The sequence below is a fragment of the Streptomyces krungchingensis genome (assembly GCF_054729265.1).
Window position 1 is genome coordinate 661,876 of sequence record NZ_JBPUKY010000001.1, and the last position, 24,655, is coordinate 686,530.

The 24,655-nt window shown below is 72.2% G+C and carries 25 protein-coding genes; 12 read left to right on the top strand and 13 right to left on the bottom strand.

Annotated features, from left to right (window positions below; genetic code table 11):
• The first annotated feature begins 207 nt into the window (after positions 1 to 207).
• Both ACSYGO_RS03050 and ACSYGO_RS03055 read left to right on the top strand, forming a co-directional pair.
• Positions 208 to 690 carry a GreA/GreB family elongation factor gene (locus tag ACSYGO_RS03050; RefSeq protein ID WP_426680344.1) on the top strand — a complete coding sequence of 161 codons (483 nt, stop codon included), beginning with the start codon at positions 208 to 210 and terminating at the stop codon, positions 688 to 690.
• A gap of 90 nt (positions 691 to 780) precedes the next feature.
• Positions 781 to 1,236, top strand: a complete 456-nt coding sequence (locus tag ACSYGO_RS03055) for an Hsp20/alpha crystallin family protein (RefSeq protein ID WP_426680345.1) — start codon at positions 781 to 783, stop codon at positions 1,234 to 1,236.
• A gap of 43 nt (positions 1,237 to 1,279) precedes the next feature.
• On the opposite strand, the gene ACSYGO_RS03060 is transcribed toward ACSYGO_RS03055, so the two are convergent.
• Both ACSYGO_RS03060 and ACSYGO_RS03065 read right to left on the bottom strand, forming a co-directional pair.
• Complete coding sequence (locus ACSYGO_RS03060; protein WP_426680346.1) at positions 1,280 to 2,110, bottom strand: family 1 encapsulin nanocompartment shell protein; 831 nt, start codon at positions 2,108 to 2,110, stop codon at positions 1,280 to 1,282.
• Positions 2,107 to 3,096, bottom strand: a complete 990-nt coding sequence (locus ACSYGO_RS03065; protein ID WP_426680347.1) for a Dyp-type peroxidase — start codon at positions 3,094 to 3,096, stop codon at positions 2,107 to 2,109. Before ACSYGO_RS03065 ends, ACSYGO_RS03060 begins: the two co-directional genes overlap by 4 nt.
• 182 nt (positions 3,097 to 3,278) lie before the next feature.
• Between ACSYGO_RS03065 and ACSYGO_RS03070 the strand changes: the two genes are divergently transcribed.
• Positions 3,279 to 4,199 (top strand): LysR family transcriptional regulator, encoded by a 921-nt coding sequence (locus ACSYGO_RS03070; RefSeq protein WP_432174366.1) that lies wholly within the window; start codon positions 3,279 to 3,281, stop codon positions 4,197 to 4,199.
• A gap of 7 nt (positions 4,200 to 4,206) precedes the next feature.
• On the opposite strand, the gene fdhD is transcribed toward ACSYGO_RS03070, so the two are convergent.
• Together fdhD and ACSYGO_RS03080 are read right to left on the bottom strand one after the other, a co-directional pair.
• Positions 4,207 to 5,049: a formate dehydrogenase accessory sulfurtransferase FdhD gene (fdhD, locus tag ACSYGO_RS03075; protein ID WP_435224519.1), complete on the bottom strand. Its 843-nt coding sequence runs from the start codon at positions 5,047 to 5,049 to the stop codon at positions 4,207 to 4,209.
• 67 nt (positions 5,050 to 5,116) lie between these two features.
• Positions 5,117 to 7,408 carry an FdhF/YdeP family oxidoreductase gene (locus ACSYGO_RS03080; RefSeq protein ID WP_435224521.1) on the bottom strand — a complete coding sequence of 764 codons (2,292 nt, stop codon included), beginning with the start codon at positions 7,406 to 7,408 and terminating at the stop codon, positions 5,117 to 5,119.
• Positions 7,409 to 7,924: 516 nt separating this feature from the next.
• On the opposite strand from ACSYGO_RS03080, the gene moaA reads away from it, so the two are divergent.
• Together moaA and ACSYGO_RS03090 are read left to right on the top strand one after the other, a co-directional pair.
• Positions 7,925 to 8,905: a GTP 3',8-cyclase MoaA gene (gene moaA / locus ACSYGO_RS03085; RefSeq protein WP_460389667.1), complete on the top strand. Its 981-nt coding sequence runs from the start codon at positions 7,925 to 7,927 to the stop codon at positions 8,903 to 8,905.
• A 143-nt stretch (positions 8,906 to 9,048) separates the two neighbouring features.
• The gene (locus tag ACSYGO_RS03090; protein WP_460389668.1) at positions 9,049 to 10,311 is read left to right on the top strand and encodes a molybdopterin molybdotransferase MoeA; all 1,263 of its coding nucleotides are present in this window, start codon (positions 9,049 to 9,051) and stop codon (positions 10,309 to 10,311) included.
• A 73-nt stretch (positions 10,312 to 10,384) separates the two neighbouring features.
• On the opposite strand, the gene ACSYGO_RS03095 is transcribed toward ACSYGO_RS03090, so the two are convergent.
• On the bottom strand, positions 10,385 to 11,017 hold the full coding sequence (locus ACSYGO_RS03095) for a DUF1345 domain-containing protein (protein ID WP_426680351.1): 633 nt from the start codon (positions 11,015 to 11,017) through the stop codon (positions 10,385 to 10,387).
• A 187-nt stretch (positions 11,018 to 11,204) separates the two neighbouring features.
• On the opposite strand from ACSYGO_RS03095, the gene ACSYGO_RS03100 reads away from it, so the two are divergent.
• Entirely contained in the window at positions 11,205 to 12,986 is a 1,782-nt protein-coding gene (locus ACSYGO_RS03100) for an FUSC family protein (protein WP_460385692.1), read from the top strand.
• Positions 12,987 to 13,057: 71 nt separating this feature from the next.
• A complete protein-coding gene (locus tag ACSYGO_RS03105) occupies positions 13,058 to 13,435 on the top strand; it encodes a thioesterase family protein (protein ID WP_432188010.1) in 378 nt (125 codons plus the stop codon).
• Between the two features lie 30 nt (positions 13,436 to 13,465).
• Here the strand turns inward: ACSYGO_RS03105 and ACSYGO_RS03110 are convergent, their stop codons facing one another.
• The 3 genes from ACSYGO_RS03110 to ACSYGO_RS03120 form a co-directional block, all read right to left on the bottom strand.
• Entirely contained in the window at positions 13,466 to 13,729 is a 264-nt protein-coding gene (locus ACSYGO_RS03110; protein ID WP_426680354.1) for a DsbA family protein, read from the bottom strand.
• 9 nt (positions 13,730 to 13,738) lie between these two features.
• Entirely contained in the window at positions 13,739 to 15,580 is a 1,842-nt protein-coding gene (gene asnB / locus ACSYGO_RS03115; protein ID WP_426680355.1) for an asparagine synthase (glutamine-hydrolyzing), read from the bottom strand.
• 360 nt (positions 15,581 to 15,940) lie between these two features.
• Entirely contained in the window at positions 15,941 to 16,612 is a 672-nt protein-coding gene (locus ACSYGO_RS03120) for a TetR/AcrR family transcriptional regulator (RefSeq protein ID WP_432188008.1), read from the bottom strand.
• 59 nt (positions 16,613 to 16,671) lie between these two features.
• Here ACSYGO_RS03120 and ACSYGO_RS03125 point away from each other — a divergent pair, with 59 nt between their 5' ends.
• The 4 genes from ACSYGO_RS03125 to ACSYGO_RS03140 all read left to right on the top strand — a co-directional run bounded on the left by ACSYGO_RS03125 (position 16,672) and on the right by ACSYGO_RS03140 (position 19,952).
• The gene (locus ACSYGO_RS03125) at positions 16,672 to 18,285 is read left to right on the top strand and encodes an FAD-binding oxidoreductase (protein WP_460385694.1); all 1,614 of its coding nucleotides are present in this window, start codon (positions 16,672 to 16,674) and stop codon (positions 18,283 to 18,285) included.
• Between the two features lie 235 nt (positions 18,286 to 18,520).
• Positions 18,521 to 19,150 carry a ParA family protein gene (locus tag ACSYGO_RS03130; protein WP_359493267.1) on the top strand — a complete coding sequence of 210 codons (630 nt, stop codon included), beginning with the start codon at positions 18,521 to 18,523 and terminating at the stop codon, positions 19,148 to 19,150.
• Positions 19,147 to 19,374: a hypothetical protein gene (locus ACSYGO_RS03135; protein WP_426680358.1), complete on the top strand. Its 228-nt coding sequence runs from the start codon at positions 19,147 to 19,149 to the stop codon at positions 19,372 to 19,374. The genes ACSYGO_RS03130 and ACSYGO_RS03135 overlap by 4 nt, the downstream gene beginning before the upstream one ends.
• Positions 19,375 to 19,637: 263 nt before the next feature.
• A complete protein-coding gene (locus ACSYGO_RS03140; protein ID WP_426680359.1) occupies positions 19,638 to 19,952 on the top strand; it encodes a hypothetical protein in 315 nt (104 codons plus the stop codon).
• An 84-nt stretch (positions 19,953 to 20,036) separates the two neighbouring features.
• On the opposite strand, the gene ACSYGO_RS03145 is transcribed toward ACSYGO_RS03140, so the two are convergent.
• Positions 20,037 to 20,750: an FAD binding domain-containing protein gene (locus tag ACSYGO_RS03145; protein ID WP_460385695.1), complete on the bottom strand. Its 714-nt coding sequence runs from the start codon at positions 20,748 to 20,750 to the stop codon at positions 20,037 to 20,039.
• A gap of 160 nt (positions 20,751 to 20,910) precedes the next feature.
• Positions 20,911 to 21,939 carry a zinc-binding dehydrogenase gene (locus ACSYGO_RS03150; RefSeq protein WP_460385696.1) on the bottom strand — a complete coding sequence of 343 codons (1,029 nt, stop codon included), beginning with the start codon at positions 21,937 to 21,939 and terminating at the stop codon, positions 20,911 to 20,913.
• 136 nt (positions 21,940 to 22,075) lie between these two features.
• Between ACSYGO_RS03150 and ACSYGO_RS03155 the strand changes: the two genes are divergently transcribed.
• On the top strand, positions 22,076 to 22,564 hold the full coding sequence (locus tag ACSYGO_RS03155; protein WP_426680362.1) for a MarR family winged helix-turn-helix transcriptional regulator: 489 nt from the start codon (positions 22,076 to 22,078) through the stop codon (positions 22,562 to 22,564).
• Between the two features lie 108 nt (positions 22,565 to 22,672).
• On the opposite strand, the gene ACSYGO_RS03160 is transcribed toward ACSYGO_RS03155, so the two are convergent.
• The 3 genes from ACSYGO_RS03160 to ACSYGO_RS03170 all read right to left on the bottom strand — a co-directional run bounded on the left by ACSYGO_RS03160 (position 22,673) and on the right by ACSYGO_RS03170 (position 24,595).
• Positions 22,673 to 22,957 carry a hypothetical protein gene (locus tag ACSYGO_RS03160; protein ID WP_426680363.1) on the bottom strand — a complete coding sequence of 95 codons (285 nt, stop codon included), beginning with the start codon at positions 22,955 to 22,957 and terminating at the stop codon, positions 22,673 to 22,675.
• A gap of 293 nt (positions 22,958 to 23,250) precedes the next feature.
• Complete coding sequence (locus tag ACSYGO_RS03165) at positions 23,251 to 24,177, bottom strand: hypothetical protein (RefSeq protein ID WP_460385697.1); 927 nt, start codon at positions 24,175 to 24,177, stop codon at positions 23,251 to 23,253.
• A 22-nt stretch (positions 24,178 to 24,199) separates the two neighbouring features.
• Positions 24,200 to 24,595: a hypothetical protein gene (locus ACSYGO_RS03170; RefSeq protein ID WP_432174356.1), complete on the bottom strand. Its 396-nt coding sequence runs from the start codon at positions 24,593 to 24,595 to the stop codon at positions 24,200 to 24,202.
• Positions 24,596 to 24,655 lie beyond the last annotated feature (60 nt).

Consider the following 24,655-nt stretch of genomic DNA (forward strand, 5'->3'; position numbering starts at 1 on the left):
GACTTCTGTTCAGGCTATGCCGCTGGATCGGGCGATGCCATGCGACCGGTACGTCCGCCAGAGCCCTTCCCGGGGGCGCGCGCCGCCGGAAAGGGGCGTACCCGCGGGGGCACGGAGGGCCACCGGCCGGATGCCGCATCCAGGAATCGCACCTAAGATCCGGAATGTCCCGCCCCACATCGTCTCGTTGCACCCCGAGGACCAGGCATGCCCAGCGAACCCGCACCGATCAGCGACGCTGCCCGACACGCCCTCGAACAGGAACTCGCCGACCTCCGCACCGAACGCCGGGCGGTCGCCGCGACGCTTCAGGACTCCGACTCGGCCGTGGGCGACCGCGCCGACGAAGCCGACGAGTTGCAGCGCGCCGACGACCTCCAGCGCCTGGACACACGTATCTCGGAGATCACCACGCGGCTCCGCGGTGCGGACACGGCAGGCCCGCCGCCCACCGACCAGGTCGGCGTGGGCAGCACGGTCACGGTGCGCTTCGCCGACGGCACGGAGGAGACCTTCCAGGTCGGCGAGACGGCCGAGGAACTGGACCCCTCCCTGGTCACGGCCGACAGCCCCCTCGGCCGCGCCCTCCTCGGGCACCGCCCCGGCGACACGGTGACCTACAACGCACCGGGTGGCCGGTCGACCGCGGTGGTCGTGTCCCTGGGGCGCTCGCCCGGCGCCGGCGCGTGACCGGTTCGTGCCGGACGCCCGAACGCCCCCTCCCCCGGCGTTCGTTGTGCCACCAGGCCGCGGAGTTCCCGCGAGATCGGAGACATCGTGATGAGTGAACGAGCGGACGCCGCCCGGTCGGTGAGGGCGGCATGGTGGCCCGGCCGTGACCCGGCCACCGAGCTGCAGCAACTGTGGGGCGAACTCAGCCGTCTGTTCGAACGGTCGTCGCAGGTCACTGAGGTCTCGCGCCACTGGATGCCGCTGGCCGAGGAAGAGGACTCGGGCGACGCGTACGTGGTGCGGGCGGAGCTTCCCGGAGTCCCGCGGGACAGCGTGACCGTCGAGGTCGACGGGCGGGAGCTGCACATCCACGGCACGCTCGACGAGACGACGCACGGCAATGCGCTGCGCCGCCGGTCGGGCTCGTTCTCCTACGGTGTCCGTATTCCGGGAGACGCCGATGTCGAGGCGGTCGAGGCGGATCTGTCCGACGGGGTCCTGACCGTGCGGCTGCCGAAGACGGAGGCCCAGACCCGCCGCACGATCACGCTGCGCTCGAACTGAGCGCGCGATCGCGCGCACTCGCCCCGTGCCCCGGCTCCCGGGATCAGCCCCCGTCCGTCGCGGGATCGAGTGCCACCACGGCCTCGTCGGTGTAGACCAGGAACGTCAGGGTCTGGCGGAAGTACAGTTCGATGTCGGTGGCGTCGTGCGACGTGTAGCCGATGGCGAGGTCCTCACCGAGCCTCAGTTCGTAGTCGCCGCCCCGGGTGGTGAGGAGAAAGGCTCCCTCGATCGCGGGCGCCCAGATCAGCTTCCCGTCGAGGATCCGGCCGAGATGGGCGGCGATCGGGTAGCCGTGGTCCGAGGTCTCGCTGACCGCCGTGTACGCCTCGGCGCCCAGCAGCAGGGAGTACGGGCCCTGGACGCCGGCCAGGCGCAGCGTGCTCAGGGCGTGGCTGACGGCGTCCGGGTAGTCGCGGGGCTCTGCGGGCAGGCGCAGCACGGGATGTGAGGTGCGCCCGCGCAGGCCCTCGATCCGCGCGGCCGGGTATCCGTCGAAGGCCGCCCGGTCCTCGGCGAACGCCATGGTGCGCGCGGCGTCCTTGACGGGCTGCCAGTCGGAGTCCTGGGAGCCGCGGTCGACGTCGTCGACGGCGGCCCGGCTCACCGTGAAGGGCACGGTCAGCTCGGTGAGGGGCCGTGCCTGGCGCAGCCGCGCGCCCACGCCTGGCGCCGGGCCGTCGATGTCGCAGAGGTGTCCCGTCCCCACCGCCGCGAGTTCGGGTCCGTCGGGGCCGGTGACGTCCACGACCCGGCGGCCGGCGAGGTTGCGGCGGAAGGTGCGGCGGGCCTCGTCCTCGATCTCGGCCCAGGCCGCGGGCGTGACGGGGGCGAGTTCGCGATGCAGGTTGGTGATGCCGTCGGGCGTCGTCATGTTCGGACTCCTTTGAGGCTGCCGATCCCCAGTGAGCCGTCTGCCGCGGTCTTCCTGCCGGGAGCCGGGGGAAGGTCGTCGAGGAAGGTGGCGGTGGGCACGTGGAACAGGCATCCGGTCACCGCGGTCGAGAAGTCGAGGATGCGGTCGTGCCGGGCCGGGCCGTCGCCGAGGAACATGTTCCGGAGCATCTGCTCGGTCACGTCGGGGGTGCGGGCGTAGCCGATGAAGTACGTCCCGAACTCACCGTCACCGATGGTGCCGAAGGGCATGTTCTCGCGCACGATCTTGCGCTCGTTGCCGTCCTCGTCGGTGATGGTGTTGAGCGCCACGTGGGAGTCCGCGGGCTTGACGTCGTCGGGGAGTTCGACGTTGGCCAGCTTGGTCCGCCCGATGACCTTGTCCTGCTCGTCCACGGGCAGGGCGTTCCACGCCGTCAGATCGTGCAGGTACTTCTGCACGATCACATAGCTGCCGCCGGCGAACTCCGGGTCCTCGTCGCCGACGAAGGCGGCTTCGGCCGCGATGCCGCCCTCGGGGTTCTCGCTGCCGTCGACGAAGCCGAGCAGGTCGCGCTCGTCGAAGTACTTGAAGGCATGCACCTCGTCGACGACGGTGGCCGCGCCGCGCAGGCGTTCCCCGAGCAGCCGGGCGAGTTCGAAGCACAGGTCCATGCGGCGGGCCCGCACGTGGAACAGCAGGTCTCCCGGCGTGGACGGCGCCCGGTGGCGTTCCCCCGCCAACTCCACGAACGGATGGAGTCCCTGCGGGCGCGGTCCGTCGAACAGCCGGTCCCAGGCCGCCGATCCGATGCCGACGACACAGGTGAGTTCCTCGTACGGTGCGCGGAACGCGACGGAGCGACGCAGGCCCGAGACGTCCTCCAGCAGGTCCCGGACGGTTTCCTCACGGCCCGGGAGGACGGTGACCACGAGGAAGACGGTGGCCCGGGCCGGCGGCACGAGAACGGGCTGCGACTCAGGCACGAGCCGGCCTCCTCACGAGTCGGGGACGGTCTGTCGTGTTCGGAACGGCGGTCCCTCGGTCCGCGCCGCTCCCTTTCCATCCTGCTGCGTGCCGGGGAAATCCGCGCGAGCACGACAGCGGCCGGCGAGCGGCGGGGCCGGGCCGACTGGCATTCCGCGGGACGGTCGGGTACACCCGTGGCGTGCTGTTTCGCCAACTTGAGTATCTGGTGGCCCTGTCCCGGGAGCGCCACTTCGCCCGTGCCGCCCAGACCTGCCACGTCTCCCAGCCCGCCCTGTCCGAGGCGATCCGGAAACTGGAGGACGAACTCGACGTGCCACTGGTCAGACGGGGCCGCAAGTACGAGGGGCTCACGCAGGAGGGCGAGCGCATCGTGGTGTGGGCGCAGCGGATCCTGGCCGACCGCGACGCGCTCAAGGACGAGGTCGGTGCCCTGCGCACCGGACTGAGCGGCCGGATGCGGATCGGCTCGGTGCCCACCGCCTCCGGTGCCGTCTCCCTGCTGACGGGGCCGTTCTGCGCGACGCACCCGCTGGTCACGGTGGAGGTCATGGCGGATCTGAAGTCGGAGGACATACTCCGGCAGGTGCAGCGCTTCGAGATCGACGCCGGCATCACCTATCTGCGCGACGACCTCCCTGAGGGCTTCCAGACGGTCCCGCTGTACGAGGAGCGGTATGTGCTGCTGACGACGGCGGGCAACGGCCTCGGGCACCGGCCCACGGCCACGTGGGCGGACGCCGCGCAGTTGCCCCTGTGCCTGCTGACCGGGACCATGCAGGGCCGCAGGACGGTGGACGGCCTGTTCGCGGAGGCGGGGCTCCAGCCGTCCCCGCGTGTCGAGACCGATTCGGTCGGCACGCTGTTCGCCCATGTCAGGACCGGCCACTGGGCGAGCGTCGTACCGCACGCGTGGCTGCACGTCTTCGGCGTGCCGCCCGGCATGCGGGCCGTGCCGCTGGTGGAGCCCTCACGCACGGTGCCGGTCGGGCTCGTGACCTCGGCCCGGGAGCCCGGTTCCGTCATGGCCCGCGCTCTGACGGACCTCGCCCGGCGGACGGACGTCGCCTCCGCTCTGGAGCGTGTGCCCGGCGTGCGGTGAGGGTGTCTCAGGACCGGCCCGCGGGCAGCGGCTGCAGACGCTCGGCGCCCGCGTAGACGTTCATCGAGGCTCCGCGCAGGAATCCGACGAGGGTCAGTCCGCTCTCCGTCGCCAGGTCCACGGCCAGCGAGGACGGCGCGGAGACGGCCGCCAGCACCGGGATGCCGGCCGTCACCGCCTTCTGCACCAGCTCGAATGAGGCCCGGCCGCTCACCATCAGCACCGTCTCGCGCAGCGGCAGCAGCCCTGATCGCAGGGCGTGTCCGACGACCTTGTCCACGGCGTTGTGCCGGCCCACGTCCTCACGCAGGCACAGCGGTTCCCCGTCGGCGGTGAAGAGTCCGGCCGCGTGCAGGCCCCCGGTGCTGTCGAACACCTTCTGGGCCGCGCGCAGCCGGTCGGGGAGCGTCGTGAGTCGCTCCGGGGAGATGCGCAGCGGGTCCTCGGCCACGGACCAGGCCGCCGACGTGCGCACCGCGTCCAGGCTGGCCTTGCCGCACAGCCCGCACGAGGAGGTGGTGTAGAAGTTCCGTTCCAGGGACGTGTCCGGAGCGGGCACGCCCGGGGCCAGGGCGACATCGACGACGTTGTACGTGTTGCCGCCGTCCGCCGTGGCGCCCGCGCAGTAGCGGATGCCGGCCACGTGGTCGGCGGCGTGCACCACTCCCTCGCTCACCAGGAATCCCGCCGCGAGGTCGAAGTCGTCGCCCGGAGTGCGCATCGTGACGGTCAGCGGGCGCCCGCCGACACGGATCTCCATCGGCTCCTCGACGGCCAGTGTGTCCGGGCGGTACGACTCGGCCCCGTCCCGCAGGCGCAGTACGCGCCGTCGCGCGGTGACTCGTCCCATGGTCCCTCTCCTCTCCTCGACCGGCCTCGACCGGCCTCGATCGGCCTCGATGCGTTCTCCGGTCCGGCTAGCCGGCCGAGCCGGTGCGCTCCAGACGGACCAGGACGCTCTTGGACGTCGGGGTGTTGCTGATGTCGGCGACGCTGTCCAGCGGCACCAGGACGTTGGTCTCGGGGTAGTACGAGGCTGCGGAACCGGGCGTGGTGGGGTAGGCGACCACCCGGAAGTCCTCCGCGCGCCGCACGATCCCGTCGTGCCACGTGCTCACGAGGTCCACCCGGTCCCGGTCGGCGAGTCCGAGCGCGTCCAGGTCGGACGGGTGGACCAGCACCACCCGGCGGGCGTTGTGGATGCCCCGGTAGCGGTCGTTCATCGCGTAGGGGACGGTGTTCCACTGGTCGTGGGAGCGCAGCGTCTGCAGCAGCAGATGCCCCTCGGGCACATGCGGCATCGTGAAGTCGTTGCAGGTGAAGACGGCCTTGCCGCTCGGGGTGGGGAACACGCCCTCATTGACGGGGTTGGGCAGCTTGAAGCCGCCGGGTTTCGCCACCCGGGCGTTGAAGTCCTCGAATCCGGGCACGACTCGGGCGATCCGGTCGCGGATGGTGTCGTAGTCGGCCTCGAAGTCCTCCCACGGCACGGACGGCGAACCGCCCAGGGTCCGGCTGGCCAGCCGGCTGATGATGGCGACCTCGCTGAGCAGGTGCGGGGACGCGGGCGCCAGACGTCCGCGGGAGGCGTGCACCTCGCTCATGGAGTCCTCGACCGTGATGAACTGCTCGCCCGCGGCCTGGATGTCCCGGTCGCTGCGGCCGAGCGTGGGCAGGATCAGGGCCGTGTCACCGCACACCGTGTGGGAGCGGTTGAGCTTGGTGGAGATGTGCGCCGTGAGCCGACACCGCCGCATCGCCTCCTCGGTGACCCGGCTGTCGGGGGTGGCCCGTACGAAGTTGCCGGCCACGCCGACGAAGACCTTGGCGTCGCCGTCGCGCATGGCCCGGATCCCGTTCACCGAGTCCAGTCCGTGCCGGGTGGGCGGGGTGAAGCCGAACTCGCCGCCCAGCGCGTCGAGGAACGCCTGGGGCATCCGCTCCCACACGCCCATGGTGCGGTCGCCCTGGACGTTGCTGTGCCCGCGGACGGGGCACACGCCGGCGCCGGGCCTGCCGATGTTGCCGCGCAGCAGCAGGAAGTTGACGACCTCTCGGATCGTGGGGACGCCGTGCTTGTGCTGGGTCAGTCCCATGGCCCAGCACACGATGACGCTCCTGCTCTCCAGGACCATGGCGTGGACGCGTTCGATCTCCTCACGGGTCAGCCCCGTAGCCTCCAGCGCGTCGTCCCAGGAGGCCTTCCGGGCGTGCTCGGCGAACTCGGTGAAGCCGGTGGTGGAGGCGTCGATGAAGTCGTGGTCGAGCACGGAGCCCGGTGCGTCGTCCTCGGCCTCCAGCAGCAGCCGGTTGAGCGCCTGGAAGAGCGCGAGGTCGCCGCCGGGGCGGATCTGGAGGAACTCGTCGGCGATCTGCGTACCGCGGCCGATCACCCCACGTGCCTTCTGCGGGTGCTTGAAGCGCATCAGTCCGGCCTCGGGCAGCGGGTTCACCGCCACGACGCGCCCGCCGTTGCGCTTGGTCTCCTCCAGTGCGGAGAGCATCCGCGGGTGGTTGGTGCCGGGGTTCTGCCCCACCACGAAGATCAGGTCGGAGTGGTGGATGTCGTCCAGGGAGACACTGCCCTTGCCGATGCCCAGGGTCTCGTTCAGCGCGCATCCGCTGGACTCGTGGCACAGGTTGGAGCAGTCGGGCAGGTTGTTGGTGCCGTAGGCGCGCGCGAAGAGCTGGAGGAGGAAGGCCGCCTCGTTGTTGAGCCGGCCCGAGGTGTAGAAGAGGGCCTCGTCGGGCGAGTCCAGGCGGCACAGTTCCCCGGCGAGGAGGTCCAGTGCCTCGTCCCAGCCGATGGGCTCGTAGTACTGCGCGCCGGGGCGCTTGACCATGGGCTCGGTCAGCCGGCCCTGCTGGTTGAGCCAGTAGTCGGACTTGGTGTCCAGTTCGTCGATCGAGTACCGGCGGAAGAAGTCGGCGGTGACGCGTCGCGAGGTCGCCTCGTCGTTGATGTGCTTGGCGCCGTTCTCGCAGTACTCGTTCCGGTGCCGCTTGCCGGGCGCGGGCTCGGGCCAGGCGCAGCCCGGGCAGTCGAAGCCCTTGACCTGGTTGATGTTCAGCAGCGTCAGGGCGGTGCGCCGTACGGACGTCTGCTCCAGGGAGTACTCCAGTGCGTGCGTCACCGCGGGCACGCCTGTCGCCCACTGCTTGGGCGGGGTGACCGACAGGTCGTCGCTCGGGTCCTCGATGCCGCTCATCGTCTGCCTCTTCTCTGCCGCTGCCGGCACGTTCCGCGCGGGGTGGTCGCGGGCCCGCCGAGGAGCCGGGAAATGGCTCGTCACACGCGGCGGATGCAGCCTCCGGTAATTCCCGGGAATCTGTCAAAGAGGTGACACCGATGAGTGAATAGGGCTCGCCTATCTTTGACCCCTCATCTCTTGTATCGCACCCCTCACCTGCATGAACACCGGAATAACCGCCGCCTATCAAGCAATCGGAAATCCTTGTTTGACTTGTTCGGAAAATACGCAGACGATGATCGGGAAGCAATGAGGTGATGTTTCGGCATTCACCGGACGGTCACGGAAACATCCGTACGCGACGTCGGGGGAGCGACAGCCTTCGACCGCCGACGACCAGAGGAAGAAGGCAGATCCGTGCCCCGACCGCATCCAGGCCAGACGCCGGTACCGCTGCCGGACGGTCGCTCCCCGGATCCGTCGACGGGCGGGCGTACTCCGGCACCGGCGGCGTACGGCCGCACCCGCGCCCCGCTGGGGGACCGTTTCGGCAGGGTCCACACCGACCTCCGCCTGTCCCTCACCGACCGGTGCAATCTGCGCTGCGGCTACTGCATGCCGGCCGAGGGGCTGGACTGGCTGCCCCGGGCCGACGTGCTCACCGACGACGAGGTCGTGCGCCTGGTGCGCCTGGCGACCCGGCGCCTCGGCATCACGAGGATCAGACTGACCGGCGGTGAGCCGTTGCTCCGCCGCGGCCTCCCGGGTCTCGTCGCCCGCCTCTCCGCTCTCGCCCCCGCTCCCGAGCTGTCCCTCACCACCAACGGCATCGGCCTGGCCCGCGGCGCCGCCGCCCTGCGCGAGGCGGGGCTGGACCGGGTCAACGTCAGCCTGGACACCCTGCGCCCCGAACGCTACGCCGAGATCACCCGGCGCGACCGGGTCGCCGACGTGCTCGACGGACTGCGGGCCGCGCGGGCCGCGGGCCTGACTCCCGTGAAGGTCAACGCGGTCCCGGTCCGGGGCGTCAACGACGACGAGATCGCCGATCTGGCCGCCTTCGCCGTCGAGCACGGCTACCGCATGCGGTTCATCGAGTCGATGCCGCTGGACGCGCAGGGCGCCTGGCAGCGCGACCGCATGGTCACGGCCGAGGAGATCCTGCGCCGGCTGGGCGAGCGCTTCGAACTGACGCCGGTGGGCCGCGAAGACAACGCTCCCGCGGAGGAGTGGCGGATCGCCGGGACGGACGCGGTCGTCGGCGTCATCGCCAGTGTCACCCGTCCGTTCTGCGGCGGTTGCGACCGGGTGCGGCTCACCGCGGACGGCCAGTTGCGCAACTGCCTCTTCGCCACCGAGGAGTCCGACCTGCGCACCCCCATGCGCGACGGCGCCGACGACGACACCCTGGAGAAGGCCTGGCGCACCTGTGTCGCGGGCAAGGCGGCCGGTCACGCCGTCGGCAGCGCCGGATTCCGCCGCCCGGAACGCCCCATGTCGGCCATCGGCGGATGACGGCCGGCCTCCGCGCTCCGGGCGACGCCCGCGGCACCGGACCCCTCGCAGACAAGGTGAACCGCATGCATGAAGGGACCACGGCACCGGCCGGCCGCGCGGACGCGCCGTCGGGCCGGGCGCACGAAGGGTGCGGGGACCGCATGGCCTCGGCACACGCGCCCACCGCCCGGGGTACGAAGCCGCCCGCGGCCACGGCACCCGGGCATGCCCCGGGACCCACCACGAGCTGGGCGCAGGCCCGTTCCACCGCGCGCCGCAGTGCCGGGGGCCCGCTGCCCGCCGTCACCCGGACGCCCGACGACGCCCTCGGCCACGCCCTCGCCGTGCCGCTCCGCGCGCTCTGCGACCTGCCCCCGTTCGACACCTCCGCGATGGACGGCTGGGCCGTGGCGGGGCCGGGTCCCTGGCAGCCGTTCGGCGGCCTGGTACTCGCGGGCGAGGAGCCGGAGCCGATGGCGACGGGTACGGCCGTGCCCATCGCCACGGGTGCCCGAATGCCTTCCGGGGCCACCGCCGTACTGCGCCGGGAGCACGCGGAGGCCCGTGACGGCGTGCTGCGCCGGTGCTCCTCCGCACCCGGCGACCTGCCCGCGGGCCGCGACATCCGGCCGCGCGGTCAGGAGTGCCGTTCCGGGGAGCCGCTGCTCCCGGCCGGCACCACCGTCACCCCGGCCGTCCTCGGACTCGCCGCCGCGGCCGGTTGCGACCGGCTGTCGGTGCACCGCCGTCCCAGCGTCGAACTCCTGCTCCTCGGCGACGAGTTGCTGCCGCACGGAGTGCCGAGGGGTGGTCGGGTCCGCGACGCGCTGGGGCCTCTGTTCACACCCTGGCTGAGCTCGTGCGGCGCCGAGCCGATCGGGGTCCGCATGGTCGGTGACGACCCCGGGCTGCTCCGGGAGGCCGTCGACCGCTCCCCCGCCGACGTCGTCGTCACCACCGGCAGCACCGCCGCCGGTCCGGTGGACTTCCTGCACGACGTCCTGCACCGGATCGGCGCCGCGCTGCCGGTCGACTCCGTCGCCGTCCGGCCCGGCCATCCGATGCTCCTCGCCGAACTGCCGGACAGCGCGGACGGCCGCAGCCGCCGGCTCGTCGGACTGCCCGGCAATCCCTTGGCGGCGACCGCCGGGTGGGTGACCCTGGCCCTTCCCCTGCTGAGGCGTCTCGGCGGGCACACCGACCAGGAGCCGCTTCTGCTGCCCGCCACGGCCGACCTGCCGGGCCATCCGCACGACACCCGTCTGCTGCCGGTGCTGCGCACGGGGCACGAGGTGGCGCCGCTCCCGTTCGGCGGGCCCGCGATGCTGCGCGGGCTGGCTCTCGCCGACGGTCTCGGCGTCGTCCCGCCGGGCGGCGTCGCGGCCGGCACCGCCGTGGAGATCCTCGGGCTGCCGGGCCGGTGACCGCCCGCCTCCGCGCGCCGGGACACGGGGACGAACGGACCAGCGCACACGCAGGGAAGCGGACGTGATCGGATCAGCCGCTGACGAGTCCCACGACGAGGTTGATGGCGGTGGCGAGGATGCCGGTGCCGAAGACGTAGGACAGCAGACAGTGCCGCAGCACGATCGAACGGATCGTCGAACTGGAGACGTTGGTGTCGGACACCTGGTACGTCATGCCGAGGTTGTAGCTGAAGTAGAAGAAGTCGCGGTACGCCGGAGGCCGCTTCGAGTTGAAGTCGATCCCGTCGCCGGTCTCGTAGTACACGTAGGCGTAGCGGGTGGCGTACATCAGGTGCAGCGCGGCCCAGGCCATGAAGACCCCGCACAGCGCGAGCGCGGCCGCGGCATGGCCGGTGTCGGACTGCCCCCGCAGGAGCAGCAGCACGATGGCGGCCAGTCCGCAGAGCGCGACGGCGACGACCACGAGTTCCTCGGTGAGGGGCTGGAAGTCCTCGCGCCGGGCGTTGCCGTGGGTGGCCGTCGCGTCCATCGGCCAGAGCACGAGCCATCCCGCGAGAACGAAGAACAGCTGCGTCGCGGCGATGCCGGCCAGGGCACCGAGTGCCGGATCGGTCGAGAGTGCGACGACCAGGCCGACCACGGCTCCGAGGACCACCGCGCCGGCGAGTCGGGGCACCGCGTCCAGGGGCAACCAGGTCCTCATGCACCACCACGGTAATCGGGTTGCCGCCGATCAGCCCGGCGGAGCCGGAGTCCCGGCGACGGGGACGCGGAAGCGGGGCGGCCCCGAGAAGACAACGGGCAGGAACGCCCCGGAGCGAGCGTGCGGGGTCCGGCACGGCCCGGCTCCGCGATCGCTCACGGGACAAGACCAGGGGTATACACCAGACATGCCGATTTCGCGCCGATTCGTCCCCACCGGGTCTCGGCAGGGCCGGCGGCCCGCGCTCGCCGGAGCACGGCACGCGCTCTCGCCGCGCGGTGCGCTGAAGGTGCACGAGGTGGACGGAGCGTTTCTGTTCGCCCTGCGGGCGGCTCTGGCCATGGGGCTGGTGGCGGTGCCGATGGCGCTGGCGGGCCGTCCAGACCTCGCGGTCTACGCCATGCTGGGCTCCCTCACCACGACGTTCGGCCGGAATCTGCCCTATGCGCGCCGCGCCCGCGTCCTGGCCGTCGCTGCCGTGGCCATGACGGGCCTGGTGGGCTGCGGCGCGGTCCTCGCCGTGTGGGCGCGAGGGGCGACCGGTGGAGCCGGCGTCGCCGTGGTGGTCGCGGCCACGGCCCTGGTCGCGGGCGTCTCGAAGTTCGTCTGCGACGCGGCGCGGCTCAGCGGGCTGGGTGCCGTACTGCTGCTGTTCTCGTTCGCGGTGGCGGCCAACAACGCGACGACACGGGCCGACGTGCTCCCGTACACCGCGCTCGCGGCTGCGGGGGCGGCGCTGGCCTGGCTGCTGGGCGTGCTGGGCCGCTTCGTGCATCCGGACCGGCCGCAACGCGTGGCCGTGGCCACCGCGCTGCGCAAGCTCGCCGATCTGCTGGAGGCCTCGGACGCCGGGGACGCGCCCCGGCAGACCCGGCACGGAGCGACCGTCGCCGTCCTCCACGCCTACCAGTGCCTCGGAGTCGCGCCGCCCGCCGGCGTCCCGCGGGCCACAGCCGGGCGCGACACCGTCTTCGTACGGCTGACGGATCTGTCCTGGTCGCTGCTGATCGACTCGGCCCGGCATCGCACCACCGACCCGGCCGCCACGGCGGAACTGCTGCGCGGGCAGGCGCGCGTGCTGACCGACCGGCGGCTGCGGGATCCCTTCGTGCTGGAGGAACTGACGTCCCGCACCTGTGTGTCCGCGGCCGTTCCCGACCGGGCCGGGGACGCGGAGCGCGCGGGCCCGGCGCAGGAGGGGCCGGCCGCGCGGCGGGCCACCGAGCTGCTGATGGGGGCGCGCGGCGGTATCGACCACTACGCCGTCCTGGCCGTTCCCGCCCTGCGGGTGGCGATCGGGACGGGTGTGGCCGGCGGGGTCGCCGCCGTGCTCGGTCTCGAGCGGGGCTACTGGGCGGCGATCTCCGCGGCGGCGGTGCTGCATTCGGTCAACCTCCGCACCACGGCGCAGCGGGCCGCCCAGCGGATCCTGGGCACGGTCGTCGGGCTGCTGCTCGCGTTCGGGGCCCTCGCGGCGCACCTGGAACCCGTGGCGCTCACGCTGCTGATCGTGCTCCTGGAGTTCCTGCTGGAGTACGTCGTGGCCCGCAACTACGCCTTGGGCGTCGTGTTCCTCACGCCGCTGGCCCTGCTGATGAGCGACCTCGCGGCCCCCGCGCCGCCGGGGGAGCTGGTCCTCGACCGGGTGCTGGGCAGCGTGGTGGGGATCGTCGTGGCGCTGCTGTGCGCGCTGCTCGTGGTCCACGACCGGGCCGCGGTCCGGGTGGAGCGAGCACTGGAGGGCTGCGTGGAAGCCGCCGACCGGGCCGAACACGCACTGGCGCGCCTCGCGGGGCCACCGCCCGCGTTCGTGCAGGTCCGGCTGGCCATGGCGGTCGTGGAACTGCGTGAGGCCGACGACGCGGCGGCCGGCGAGCTGTGGCCGGCCGGGATCGACCCGGCCGAGCTCGCCGCCACCGAGCAACGTGCCTACTCACTGCTCGCCCGGTTCCACCGCCATAGGTACTGAGGCGCCGGTGTGCCGCGCCATCGGGGCGGCGGCTGCCCGCCGTCCGCTCCACGACGAGCTAGCGTGATGCGATGCGCCATGAAGTGACCGACGCCGACACGGCGGCGACGGTGGGCAGCGGGGACGTGCCCGTGCTGTCCACGCCACGGCTGGTCGCCTGGATGGAAGCGGCGACGATACGGGCCGCCGCGCCGTTCACCGCGCCGGGTCAGACGACGGTCGGAACGGCGCTCCGTATCGAGCACCTGTGCGCGACGCGGGTCGGAGGGTGTGTGGACGTCTTCGCCGATCCTCCCGCCGCCACCGGCCGTCGCCTCACGTTCCGGGTCCGGGCGGTCGACGGTTCGGGCACGCTGATCGCGTCGGGCGAGATCGACCGGGCGGTCGTCGACCGGGAGCGGTTCCTCGCCGCGGCACCGGACCCGGGCCGGTCCCGCGGGACGACATGACGGCCTGACACGGGCCGCTCGGGCCGCTGCTCACCTCGGCAGCCGGGCCAGGAACTCCTGCGCGGTGACGGCTGGTCCGTCCTCGCTCGGCACGACGGGAATCACCTGGTCGTCCCACCAGACGACCGGGGTTCCCACCACGCCGAACGAGGCGAAGTCGCCGACCGCCCGCGCCGCCCACGTCGCGTACGTGTCGTCCGCGACCTTGCGGTCGAAGCCGGCGGACCGCAGCCCTTCGACCTTGCTCGCCAGGGAGAGCAGGACCGACGTGTCCGCGAAGCGGTCGAATCCCACATCAGCGCCTCAGTCGAGCAGGATCTCCGGTGCGTACATGTCCAGCCACACGGCGAGGTCGAGGGTCCGCTCCAGACCGCGCCGGGCCGCCTGGTGGCTGACGGGTGTGTCACGGTGTGCCGCCAGCTTCACCCGTTCCTCGTCGACGAGGTCGAAGACCGGGTGCGACGGCCGGGTCAGCAGCTCGCGGGCCTGTTCCTGGAGCGCGGTCGCGTAGGCCGGGTCCTGTGTGGACGGGTAGGGGCTCTTGACGCGGTCGTACACCGACGTGGGGATGACGTCCGCGGTCGCCTCCCTCAGCAGGCTCTTCTCCCGGCCGTCGAAGGACTTGAGCGCCCAGGGCGTGTTGTAGACGTACTCCACGAGCCGGTGGTCGCAGAACGGCACCCGCACCTCCAGGCCGACGGCCATGCTCATGCGGTCCTTGCGGTCGAGGAGGATCCGCACGAAACGCGTCAGGTGGAGATGGCAGATGCGCCGCATCCGGTATTCGAAGTCGCTCTCGCCCTCCAGCCGCCGGATGCCGGACACGGCGGAGCGGTATCCGTCGGCGACATAGGTCTCGATGTCCAGGGCCTTGGTCAGGTCGGGCCGCAGGACGTCGGCGTCGTCCCCGAAGTGCCGGCCGAAGCTCACCAGCCAGGGGAAGGCGTCGGCGCTCCGCGCCTCCTCGTCGAAGAACTGGAGGTAGCCGCCGAAGACCTCGTCGGCGGACTCGCCGGACAGGGCGACCGTGGAGTGCGCGCGGATGGCCCGGAACAGCAGGTAGAGGGAGGCGTCCATGTCGCCGAAGCCGACGGGCAGGTCGCGCGCTCCGATCACCTTGGCGCGGACCGCGGGATCGGCGAGTGCCTGCGTGTCGAGCACGATGTCCTGGTGATCGGTGCCCGCGGCACGGGCCACGTCGTGGACGTACGGGGTGTCCGGGGTGCCGCGCAGTTCGTCGGCGACGAAGTTCTCGGCCTGGCCCACGAAGTCGACGGCGAAGCTGCGTACGCGTTCGCCGTCGGCACGCAGTTGCCGTGCGGCGATGGCCGTCATCGCGGAGGAGTCGAGGCCTCCGGAGAGCAGGGTGCAGCGTGGCACGTCGGCGACGAGCTGGCGACGCACGATGTCGTCGAGCAGCGAGCGGACCGTGGCGATGGTGGTGTCCCGGTCGTCGGTGTGCTCGCGGGTCTCCAGCCGCCAGTAGGAGCGGCTGCGGGTGCCGGTGCGGTCGACGGTGACGACGGTCCCCGGCTCGACCTCGCGCATGCCGTCCCAGACCGCGTGCCCGGGCGTCTTGATCATGGTGAACAGCTCGCGCAGGCCGTCCAGCGTCACCCGGGCGGGGGCCAGGGGGTTGGCGAGGATCGCCTTCGGTTCGGAGCCGAACAGGACGCCGTCCGACGTCGGGTAGTAGTAGAAGGGCTTGATGCCCATGCGGTCGCGGATCATCACGAGCTTGTCGTGACGGCCGTCCCAGACGGCGAAGGCGTACATGCCGTTGAGCCGCTCGGCCAGGGCCTCGCCCCAGGCGAGATATCCGCGCAGGACGACCTCGGTGTCGGAATCGGTGGTGAAGTGGTGCCCCTGCGCTTCGAGCTCGCGGCGCAGTTCCGTGAAGTTGTAGGTCTCCCCCGAGTAGACCAGCGCGACCGTGCCCTCAGGGGTGGTCGCGGTCATCGGCTGGCGGCCACCGGGCAGGTCGATGATCGCGAGCCGGCGGTGTCCGAGCGCCGCGGGTCCCTCGGCCCAGACACCGCGGTCGTCCGGGCCGCGGCAGGCCATCGTTTCCGTCATTGCATCCAATTCCGCGGTCCGGGTCCGCAGATCACGGTCGAAGGACACCCAGCCGGTGATGCCGCACATATGCGTCGTCCCTTCTCACGGTGACGACAGAAGAGGCCACGACCTGCGGATTCCTCGGGACCGTGGCATCACGCCGCCAAACCAGTTGCATCAGGCATCTACATTCCAGCCTGTTCCCGGGACCGTGCGCAGTCAACGCGGCCGTAACCTGAACGACCGATGCGCCTCGCACTTTCGGCCGTCCTTTGCACTCGCGAGAACCAACGGGCCGTGCGGCGCCCGGTGATCGCGGCGGATATCGGCCACCGGCAAAGAGTTCCCCAACCTTCCGCTTCCGCCCGCGGACGCCACCGTGACCCGGCCGGCGCCTTGCCTCGATCGCCGTCACGGACCGGCCTCGCCCGGTCGCGGACAGGCGTCTCAAGCGCCCTCTCGGACGGCCGCGAACAGCCGGGCGCAGCGTGCGCTCATGTCCTGCGCCGACAGTTCGGGGTGGGAGACCCACCAGCCGACCAGTGCGCCGACGGTGCCCGTCCACACGTGTTTGAGGGCGTCCGCGTCGAGAGGGTCGTCGTTGCCCTTTCCGTGCAGGAGCGCGGCGGTGCCGGAGGCCGCCAGCCCGTCGATGGCCTCGCGATGCCGCTGCGCCGCGCGCCACGGCTCGGAGCCGTGCGGCAGGGTCCGGTCGTACAGCACGAACCAGGCCTGACGCCGCTCCTCGATGGTCCGGAAGACAGCGGTGAGCACCACGTGGGGCAACTGCTCCTCCGGTGGGTCCGACGCCATGGCCGCGTCGATCGCCGCGAGCAGGCGCGGGCCGAGGTGGTCGACGCAGGCGGTGTGGAGTCCGTCCTTGGAGCCGAAGTACGTGTAGAGCATCGGCTTGGTGACACCGACGCGCCGGGCGATCTCGGCCATCGATGCCGCGGCGTATCCGCGCCTGCCGAACTCCTCCAGGGCCGCGTCGAGGATCTGCTCCTCCCGGCGGGCGCGCGGGACACCCTTGGTCCCGGTGCCGCGCGGGCGGTCTCGCCCGGCCCCGGAATCGCCTCTGGCCGGATCCCGTGAGTCCGAGGCCCTTGTCGTCGTCATGCGCAGACTATACGTTGCGGTAACTTACCAAGAGGTAAATTACCGAAAGGTCAATTCTCGTGTCCGACGACTCCGATCGCAGCACGTCCTCCCCGGCCCAGCGCTCCTGGTGGGGCTGGGGGAACGCCGACCAGGCCCTGTCCGACGCCGACTGCACGGCACTCGCGGCGCTGGTCCCCGGCGCGGCGGACACACCGCTGCCCGTGCCCGCGATCTCCGCCCTCGCCCTGCCCAAGGTCCGGGTCGATCCTCCCCCCGCGCTCGCCCCCGTGATGTCGGCCGCACCCCTCGACCGGGCCTCGCACACCTACGGCAAGGCGTTCCGGGACGTGATGCGCGCCCTCCACGGCGACCTCGCGGCGGCCCCGGACCAGGTCGCGCGTCCCCGTACGGAACAGGAGGTGGTCGACGTCCTCGACTGGGCGGCGGGCGCCGATGTGGCCGTGGTGCCGTACGGCGCGGGCAGTTCCGTCGTCGGCGGGGTCGAATACCGGGCCGGTGCGCACCGCGGAGTGGTGTCCCTCGACCTCTCCTGCCTGGATCGGGTCCTGGAGATCGACCGCGTCAGCAGGTCCGCCCGGATCCAGGCCGGCGCCCTCGGCCCGGCCCTGGAGGCGCAGCTGCGACCGCACGGGCTGGCCCTGCGCCACTTCCCGCAGAGCTTCGAGTTCTCCACCCTGGGCGGCTGGCTCGCCACCCGGGCCGGCGGCCACTACGCCACGCTGTACACCCACATCGACGACCTCGTGGAGTCGCTCCGCGTGGTGACGCCCGTCGGGGTCAACGAGTCGCTGCGACTGCCCGGTTCGGGCGCGGGCCCCTCCCCCGACCGTCTGTTCCTGGGCTCCGAGGGGACCCTCGGAGTGATCACCGAGGCCTGGATGCGGCTCCAGGACCGACCGCGCCACAAGGCGTCGGCCACCGTGCTGTTCGACGACGTCCACGCCGCGATGGACGCCGTACGGGCCGTCGCGCAGTCCGGTCTGCACCCGGCCAACTGCCGGCTGCTCGACCCCGGAGAGGCCGACCTGGCGGGCGTCGCGCACGACGGGGAGAGCGTGCTCGTCCTCGGCGTGGAATCGGCCCATGCCCCCGTCGACGGCCGCCTCGCCGAACTCGTCACCCTGGCCCGCGACCACGGCGGCAGTGCGGCGGCCACGGAGCCCGGCACCGCCGACACCGCGGCAGACACCTGGCGCTCGGCCTTCCTCACCATGCCGTACCTGCGCGACGCGCTCGCCCGCATGAGCGTGATCTCGGAGACCTTCGAGACGTCCTGCACCTGGGACCGCACGCGAGAGCTGTACGAGGCGGTGCGGGAGCGGCTGGCCGACGTCGTCAAGGAGGTGACGGGCACCGCCGGCACCGTCAACTGCCGGTTCACCCATGTGTATCCGGACGGGGCCGCGCCGTACTTCACGGTCATCGCGCCCGGGCGTCGCGGGGACGAGGTCGCCATGTGGGACGAGATCAAGGCCGCGTCGATGCAGATCCTCCACGACCACGGGGCGACCGTCACCCACCACCACGCGGTCGGACGCGACCACCGCCCGGGATACGACCGCCAGCGCCCGGAGCCGTTCGCCCTGGCCCTGCGCGCCGCGAAGGAGGCACTCGATCCGGCCGGGATCCTGAACCCGGGGGTGCTGCTCGACCCGGCCGCCACGGGGTGACACCCGGGGTCCGGGCCGCACGCGAGCGGTGCGACGGCCGGGCCGCGCGCCGGGTTCCCGCCGGGACCCGTGGCCCGGACCGTCCTCCCCTCCGGTGGCCGCCGGCGCGCGGTACGGGCTTGCGCTTTAGTCCAGACGACTGGTTCGCCCGCGCGCCAGGATGAACGGTGGGGCCGTGCACCCCGCGACACTGCCGCGCGGCTGTCCGCGACCATTAGCGTCACTCCTCGTGTCGATGAGTCATGCATTCGTGAACCTGAAACCCGGAGTGGGAAAGACGACCAGCGCGGTCTGGTTGGCTCACGCGCTTCACGAGTCGGGCATCTCACCGTTGCTCGTGGACAGCGATCCCGCCTCCTCCGCCCTGCGCTGGAGCGAACTGGCGGGCGGCTTCCCCTTCCCCGTCGTCGCCCTTCCCGTGGGCGACGTGCACCGGCGTGTGAACGACTTCCTCGGAAACCGGCAGGCCGTCGTGTTCGACGCGCCGCAGATGGAGGATCACGCCCACATCACCCGGAGCATCATGAGGTACGCGGGCGAATGGATCGTGCCGGTCACACCGGCCCCCATCGAACTGGACCGCATGGCACCGATCGGCGGCGAGATGGGCGACATGCAGTCGTTGCGCGCCCATCCGGCCCGCGCCGCCGTCCTGCTGAACCGCACCAATCGTCCCGACGCCACACGCACCGGCCCCGATGCCGACGCGCGCGAGGCCCTCACCGAGCGCGGCTTCGACGTGCTGTCCACCCACATCCCACGGCTCGACCTCTACGCCCAGTCGTTCGGCGGCCCCGTCGAGGTCAAGGGCTCGGCGTACATGGATCTCGCGGACGAGCTCATCAAACGTCAGGACAAGGCATGAACCAGCGCAGGGACACCTACCGAGCCGCCTTGCAGCGCGGGCCGGAGATCATCGCACCGCCCCGGCACACGAAGGTCACCGAGTTCCGCACCCGGTACGTCCGGGTGACCATCGAGCTCGATCCCGACCTGCCGCGCGACCTGACCCGATGGGTGAGACCACCCGTCGCCGCGCTCCTCCGCGCCGGAGCCGCCGCATTGCGCCCCGTGAAGAGCGCCTCGTAGGGCCGCGGCACACGGGGCGCCCCCGCCGACTTGCCGCATTCCACCCAGGATGCTGTGTGGTCGATGGGCGACTAGCATCAAAGGACGAGAGCCGCTCTGCGGGTTAGGCCGAACGACGTAGTCCTTGGTCGCCAGGGACCGCCTGACCTGCATCCCGTACTCGGGCGGCACCATCCACAGCGGCGCCGGACCCCTCGCCCGGCTGCCGCTGCCATCCGTCCCGTGCCTGGATCCGCACGTTGGGTGGGAAGGAAGGTAAGTCCATGAATGCACACCGCGCGAGGCGCCTGGCCGCGATGTCCGCCGTCGGAGTTCTGCTGGCCGGAGGCGCCGCAGTGGGCGCAGCCGGTACGGCCTCGGCCGCGACCCCGGCCCAGAGCACGACCAACGTCAGCAACTACTGCGGACACGGCGGCTGGTGGAACCGTTGCGACAACGGCTACGGCTACGGCGGCTACAACAACTTCTACAACACCGGCTACGGCTACAACAACGGCTGGTACGGCTACAACAACGGTTGGTACAACGGCTACAACAACGGTTTCGGCAGCGGCGTCGTGGTGATCGTGGTCGGCTGAGAGCGACCCCACGGCACGTGTGCGAGGGGCGCCACCCGGGAGTCGGGTGGCGCCCCTCGCACATGTGCCGCGCTCGAGGAGAGCTCAGAGCCGGTCGAGGAGAGCCGTGGCCTGCCGGCCGACCACCTCCCACGTGGCGCTGTCGAGCTCGCCGAGGGCCGTACCGCGCAGCGCGTTCAAAGCCCGCTCGGCGCCGCCGTCACAGGCCGTGCTGCCGCTGAGCACGTCGTAGCCGTGGCGGACGGCCACATGGAGGCTGGTGCCCGCGCCGCCGTCGGCGTGCAGTGCCGCGGCGACGACGAGGGGCGGCGGACCGCCCGCGGCTGCCTGCGCCTTGTGACTGGAGCTGGCGACCGGCTCGCGCCAGCGGAGGCCGAGCAGCAGCGGACGCTTGGCCACCACCTCGTTCAGATCGGTCTCGTGCACGCCGTCGGATTCCAGCACCGTGGCCCGGGCGTCGAGCACCAGGGCCGCCGGCAGCAGACAGCGCAGGCTGCTGCCGACGAGGTTGCCGCCGACCGTCGCCGTCCTGCGCACGGCCCCGGTGCCGACGGTCCCGGCGGCCAGACGCAGCGCGTCCGGCACCCGGTCGTCGATCCGGTTCAGCACCACGGCACTGCCCAGCTCCTCTCGGCCGATGGCATTGGCCGTGGGCAGGTCCCGCAGCGACATGGCCTGTGCGGGGAAGCCGTCCCGCTGCCACATGGCCCATATCAGCGTCGCCCCGCCGATCGGGACCGCTCCTTCGGCCAGGCACTCCTGCGCTTCGGAGAGGGACGTGGGGAATCGCACCAGCACCGCAACCGACCTGCCTTCCTTGAAGTTGAGCGACGGGCAGGCCGCGCATCGGCTGCCTTTCCGTCGGCACGGCGCATTTTCGCCGTTCCTGCGGGGGCGCATCCAGGGCTCACGCGGGCAAGCCGTGCGCCGCGCATCCCGCGACGTGAACCGTCCGCGCTCATCCTTCCGTCGTCAGGACCACCTTCCCCGCGATCTCGCGGCGCTCGAGCGCCGCGTGGACGTCGGCGGCCTTCAGCAACGGCTCGACGGCTCCGATCCGTGGCACCGTCCGACCGCTGCGGGCCATGCCGAGGAGCCGCTCCAGAGCGGTGCGGTACCAGTCGTGGTCGGCCTTGATCTCGTGGGGGACCATGCTCAGCGCGGTGCGGCGGCCCGGCCGCAGGTTCATCGCCTTCACCCGCACGGCTCCGCGGACCGTGTCCGCCACCATGTGTCCGGGGCGGCCCGCGAACGCGTAGCTGACCAGTACTCCCCCGGGCGCCAGCGCGCGGTACCCCTTGCGCAGTCCCGGTCCGCCGATGTGGTCGAACACCGCCTGGACGCCCTCCGGTTCCCGCTCCCGCAGCACCTCGCCGAAGTCCTGGCGGCGGTAGTCGATGTGGGTCACGCCGTGACGGGCGAGCAGCGCTTTTGCGCCGGGTGCCGAGGCGGTGCCGTACATGCGCAGCCCGAGGAGGGCGCCGAGGCGGCTCAGTGCCTGGCCGACTCCCCCGCTCGCGCCCTGGATCAGGACGGTGTCGCCGGCCCGGACACGGCCATGGGTCTCCAGGACGCTCAGCGCCGTCAGGTGGTCCAGGGGAATCGCGGCGGCCGTCACCGGGTCGAGGCCGTCGGGCAGCGGGACGAGCTGCCACAGCGGCAGGGTCACGTACTCGGCGTACGCGCCCATCTTCGTCAGGGAGGCCGCGACGCGCGTTCCGGTGGTGAGCCAGGCGGGCCGCGGCCCGTCGGCCGCGAAGTCCACTATCTCGCCCACGAGTTCGTATCCGGGACTGAACGGCGGCCGCCGCTGCAGCAGGTAGTCGCCCGACCGTGCCATCAGGTCGGTGAAGCCCACTCCGGAGGCGAGCACCTTGAGGCGGGCATGCCCCGCCGACGGCTCCGGCAGCGTGGCCTCGACGGTCCGCAGGGCCTCCGGGCCGCCGAACCGTTCCACGACGATCTTCCGGTACGCGATCTCGCTCATGAACCTCACCACTTTCCGTGTCGTGTCATTAAGTTACACGACACATATTGAGGTGACCAGCTCGCATGGGAGATCGAGACAGGATGAATGTCGTGTAACGTAGTTGTCTCGTCCGTCGATCCCGGGGAGCGTCGCGATGGAGCCGGCCGAAGAAGCCCGTTTCCTCATCCTGGCCGCGCAGCGCGAGGGCAACCGCCGGCTCGCGCACGGACTGCGCCCGCTGGGGGTCACTCCCGCCCAGGCAGAAGTACTGCGCCTGCTGGCCGAGCGCCAGCCGCTCAGCATGTCGGGGCTCGGGGCGCTCCTGGTGTGCGAGAGCGGCGGCAATCCCAGCCGTCTGGTGGACCGGCTGGTGACCGCCGGACTCGTACGCCGCGAGGAGGGCAGTCGCGACCGACGGCACGTGGAGCTCACGCTCACGCCCTCGGGACACGAGACGGCCCGCTCAGTGGCCGCGGTGGAAGCGGAACTGCACGCTGGCATCAGTGCCGCGGCGCAGGGGCACGATCTCGACTCGGTTCTCGCCTTCCTGCGCGGCCTGGTGGCGGATCAGGACGCGGGCAGGGCGGTCGCCCTGCGCGCGGGCGGACTCACCGCCGACGAGGAAACGCGCGGGCGCACCTGAATCCGGCGGCGCATGCCCTGCCTCTGTGCCGCCGCCCGGTGGGTGCGCCGCCGGGCGGGACGCCCCGCGGGACGGCGCCGCACCGGCTCGGCGACCGGCAGTCTTCCGCTACACGGAGGCCACGACCTCACCGGACATGACCTCCGGAGGGTTGGGAAGCAGCGGCGCGAGATTGTCCCGCACGAAGACCGCCGCCTTCTTGATCGACTCACTGGCCCCCGCCTCGCTCTCGAAGACGCTCGTCGAGACCATCACCCCGTTCCCGGCGTCGACCCAGTAGTAGGCCAGGAGCCCAGGGATCTCGCGGAGGAGGGGGACGAACCCCTCGTTCACCCGACGCGCCGCCTCGACGGGGTCGGTCACTCCTGAGTAGCGTCTGACGGCTGCGTACACGGCTGGTCTCCTCACGGTTCGGGCAGTCTGCTGCCCAGACGCCGTACCCGCGGAGCAGGGGCCGCGCCCGCGGATCGTCCGGCAATCACCGGAAGGGGCCGGTCTGCGGTCCGAATGGCGGTACTCAACTCTCCTCGCCACCAGACGAGTTGTCCCCCGGCGAACAGCGGCGGCCCGGCACGGGGCCGAAAGGCAGGACGGACCGGTGCCCGAGGCGGCCGCCGCCGCAGCGCTCCACGGCCGTCGCGCCGCTCGTCCGCCCCGGGCCAGGTCCACGGCGACGTGCGTGCGCGTCACTCGGCCTTCCTGAACACCTCCGACATCCCGTCCCCCGTGTCACGGTCGAGCAGTCCCGTCGCGTCCGGCGCGATCAGGCCCACGCGTGTCGCCAGTTCCCGGCCGTGCACGTCGACCGCCGCCTCGACCAGCCCCGCCAGCGCGTCCAGCGCGGTGCGGGCGCGCGAGCGGGCCACCGCCGCGCACCCGGCGGCGATCAGTGCGGCCGGCCACCACCAGCAGGCGAGCAGGGCGTAGCCCGCGGCCCAGGCCGCGAGGCGCGCCGCGGCGCTGAAGGAGTCACGGGCCGCCTGGATCTGCCGTACCGCGGGCTCGGGAAGGATCAGCCACAGCCGAGGCCACAGGGCGGCGAGATCCACACCGTAGGCGGCCTCGACACGGTCCGCCGTCGCCTGCATGCGGTCGCCGTACCAGGTCGGCCGGGTCGGCTCGCGCGGCGCGATGCGGTCGCGGGCCTCGGTGAGCGCCCGGATCCGTTCCCACGTCCGCCGCGGGACCGCCACCGCGCCGTGCGCCGCGGCACCGGCAGGCCCCGCGTGCGCGACCGCCGCCTCGACCTGGGCGTCCCGTGCCTTCCACCGACGTTCGCGCCGTGCGGTGCGGGCACGCGAGAGCGGGTCCCGGCCGAACCGCAGCCAGTACTGCTCGACGGCGCCGCCGAGGAACTGCGCGACCAGCGAGGCCGCGGTCGCGGTGAGCAGGACGAGTGCCACCAGGAGCGCGGCCGTGCCGGTCCGCTCCAGGGCGGGCCGGGCCGCGAGGTCGTCGAGCGTGGAGCGCAGCCGGTCGAGGTCGTGCCAGTGGCGGTGGCCCAGGCTGGTGCCGACGGCGGTGGCTGCGAGGAACAGGGCGCCCGGCAGCACCAGCAGGTTCAGCCAGCGCTCGGTGAGCTTGCCGCCCAGGGTGGCGAGGAGGGGATTCATGGGATCGGGAGACCGCGGGCGGTCACCGCTCGGGTTCCAGCCGGGCCTTGCGCATGCGCGCGCCATGGACGGCGCAGGGCGGCGCGGGCAGCAGGTCGCGCGCCCGTTCGAGCCGGGGGCAGGGCGCGGAGGACGGGCACACGGCCACCTTGATGTGCGCCGCGACGCCCGGGGCCGTGGCGCCCCTCGAATCGCCCGCGAGTCCGCCGGCGTGCCCGGCCCGGCGCAGCGCGTGGTCCACGTCGTCGTAGCCGGCCGCCAGCGCGGCGGTGTCGGCACCCGACCGCAGCAGGGTGAGTGCGCGCTCGGCCGCCGCCCGGACCTCGGGCAGTCTCCGCACGGTCCCGGACGAGCCGAGCAGAGCGCAGAACGCTGCGGTCCGGTGGGCGAGTTGGCTGCGGTCGGGCGGCTCGGTCATGGGCCAAGTCTGCCGCAGAATGTGGGAAGTTGAGGATGGTCATGGTGATGACGGAGTCGG

Coding starts and splice junctions, on each gene's coding strand:
- fdhD (WP_435224519.1), bottom strand. CDS start 5,049: ATGGGACGAGTCACCGCGCGACGGCGCGTACTGCGCCTGCGGGACGGG.
- ACSYGO_RS03165 (WP_460385697.1), bottom strand. CDS start 24,177: ATGAATCCCCTCCTCGCCACCCTGGGCGGCAAGCTCACCGAGCGCTGG.
- ACSYGO_RS03105 (WP_432188010.1), top strand. CDS start 13,058: ATGCGCCATGAAGTGACCGACGCCGACACGGCGGCGACGGTGGGCAGC.
- ACSYGO_RS03155 (WP_426680362.1), top strand. CDS start 22,076: ATGGAGCCGGCCGAAGAAGCCCGTTTCCTCATCCTGGCCGCGCAGCGC.
- ACSYGO_RS03060 (WP_426680346.1), bottom strand. CDS start 2,110: ATGACGACGCCCGACGGCATCACCAACCTGCATCGCGAACTCGCCCCC.
- ACSYGO_RS03055 (WP_426680345.1), top strand. CDS start 781: ATGAGTGAACGAGCGGACGCCGCCCGGTCGGTGAGGGCGGCATGGTGG.
- ACSYGO_RS03140 (WP_426680359.1), top strand. CDS start 19,638: ATGAATGCACACCGCGCGAGGCGCCTGGCCGCGATGTCCGCCGTCGGA.
- ACSYGO_RS03150 (WP_460385696.1), bottom strand. CDS start 21,939: ATGAGCGAGATCGCGTACCGGAAGATCGTCGTGGAACGGTTCGGCGGC.
- ACSYGO_RS03130 (WP_359493267.1), top strand. CDS start 18,521: ATGAGTCATGCATTCGTGAACCTGAAACCCGGAGTGGGAAAGACGACC.
- ACSYGO_RS03050 (WP_426680344.1), top strand. CDS start 208: ATGCCCAGCGAACCCGCACCGATCAGCGACGCTGCCCGACACGCCCTC.
- ACSYGO_RS03080 (WP_435224521.1), bottom strand. CDS start 7,408: ATGAGCGGCATCGAGGACCCGAGCGACGACCTGTCGGTCACCCCGCCC.
- ACSYGO_RS03100 (WP_460385692.1), top strand. CDS start 11,205: ATGCCGATTTCGCGCCGATTCGTCCCCACCGGGTCTCGGCAGGGCCGG.
- ACSYGO_RS03090 (WP_460389668.1), top strand. CDS start 9,049: ATGGCCTCGGCACACGCGCCCACCGCCCGGGGTACGAAGCCGCCCGCG.
- ACSYGO_RS03095 (WP_426680351.1), bottom strand. CDS start 11,017: ATGAGGACCTGGTTGCCCCTGGACGCGGTGCCCCGACTCGCCGGCGCG.
- ACSYGO_RS03170 (WP_432174356.1), bottom strand. CDS start 24,595: ATGACCGAGCCGCCCGACCGCAGCCAACTCGCCCACCGGACCGCAGCG.
- asnB (WP_426680355.1), bottom strand. CDS start 15,580: ATGTGCGGCATCACCGGCTGGGTGTCCTTCGACCGTGATCTGCGGACC.
- ACSYGO_RS03135 (WP_426680358.1), top strand. CDS start 19,147: ATGAACCAGCGCAGGGACACCTACCGAGCCGCCTTGCAGCGCGGGCCG.
- ACSYGO_RS03120 (WP_432188008.1), bottom strand. CDS start 16,612: ATGACGACGACAAGGGCCTCGGACTCACGGGATCCGGCCAGAGGCGAT.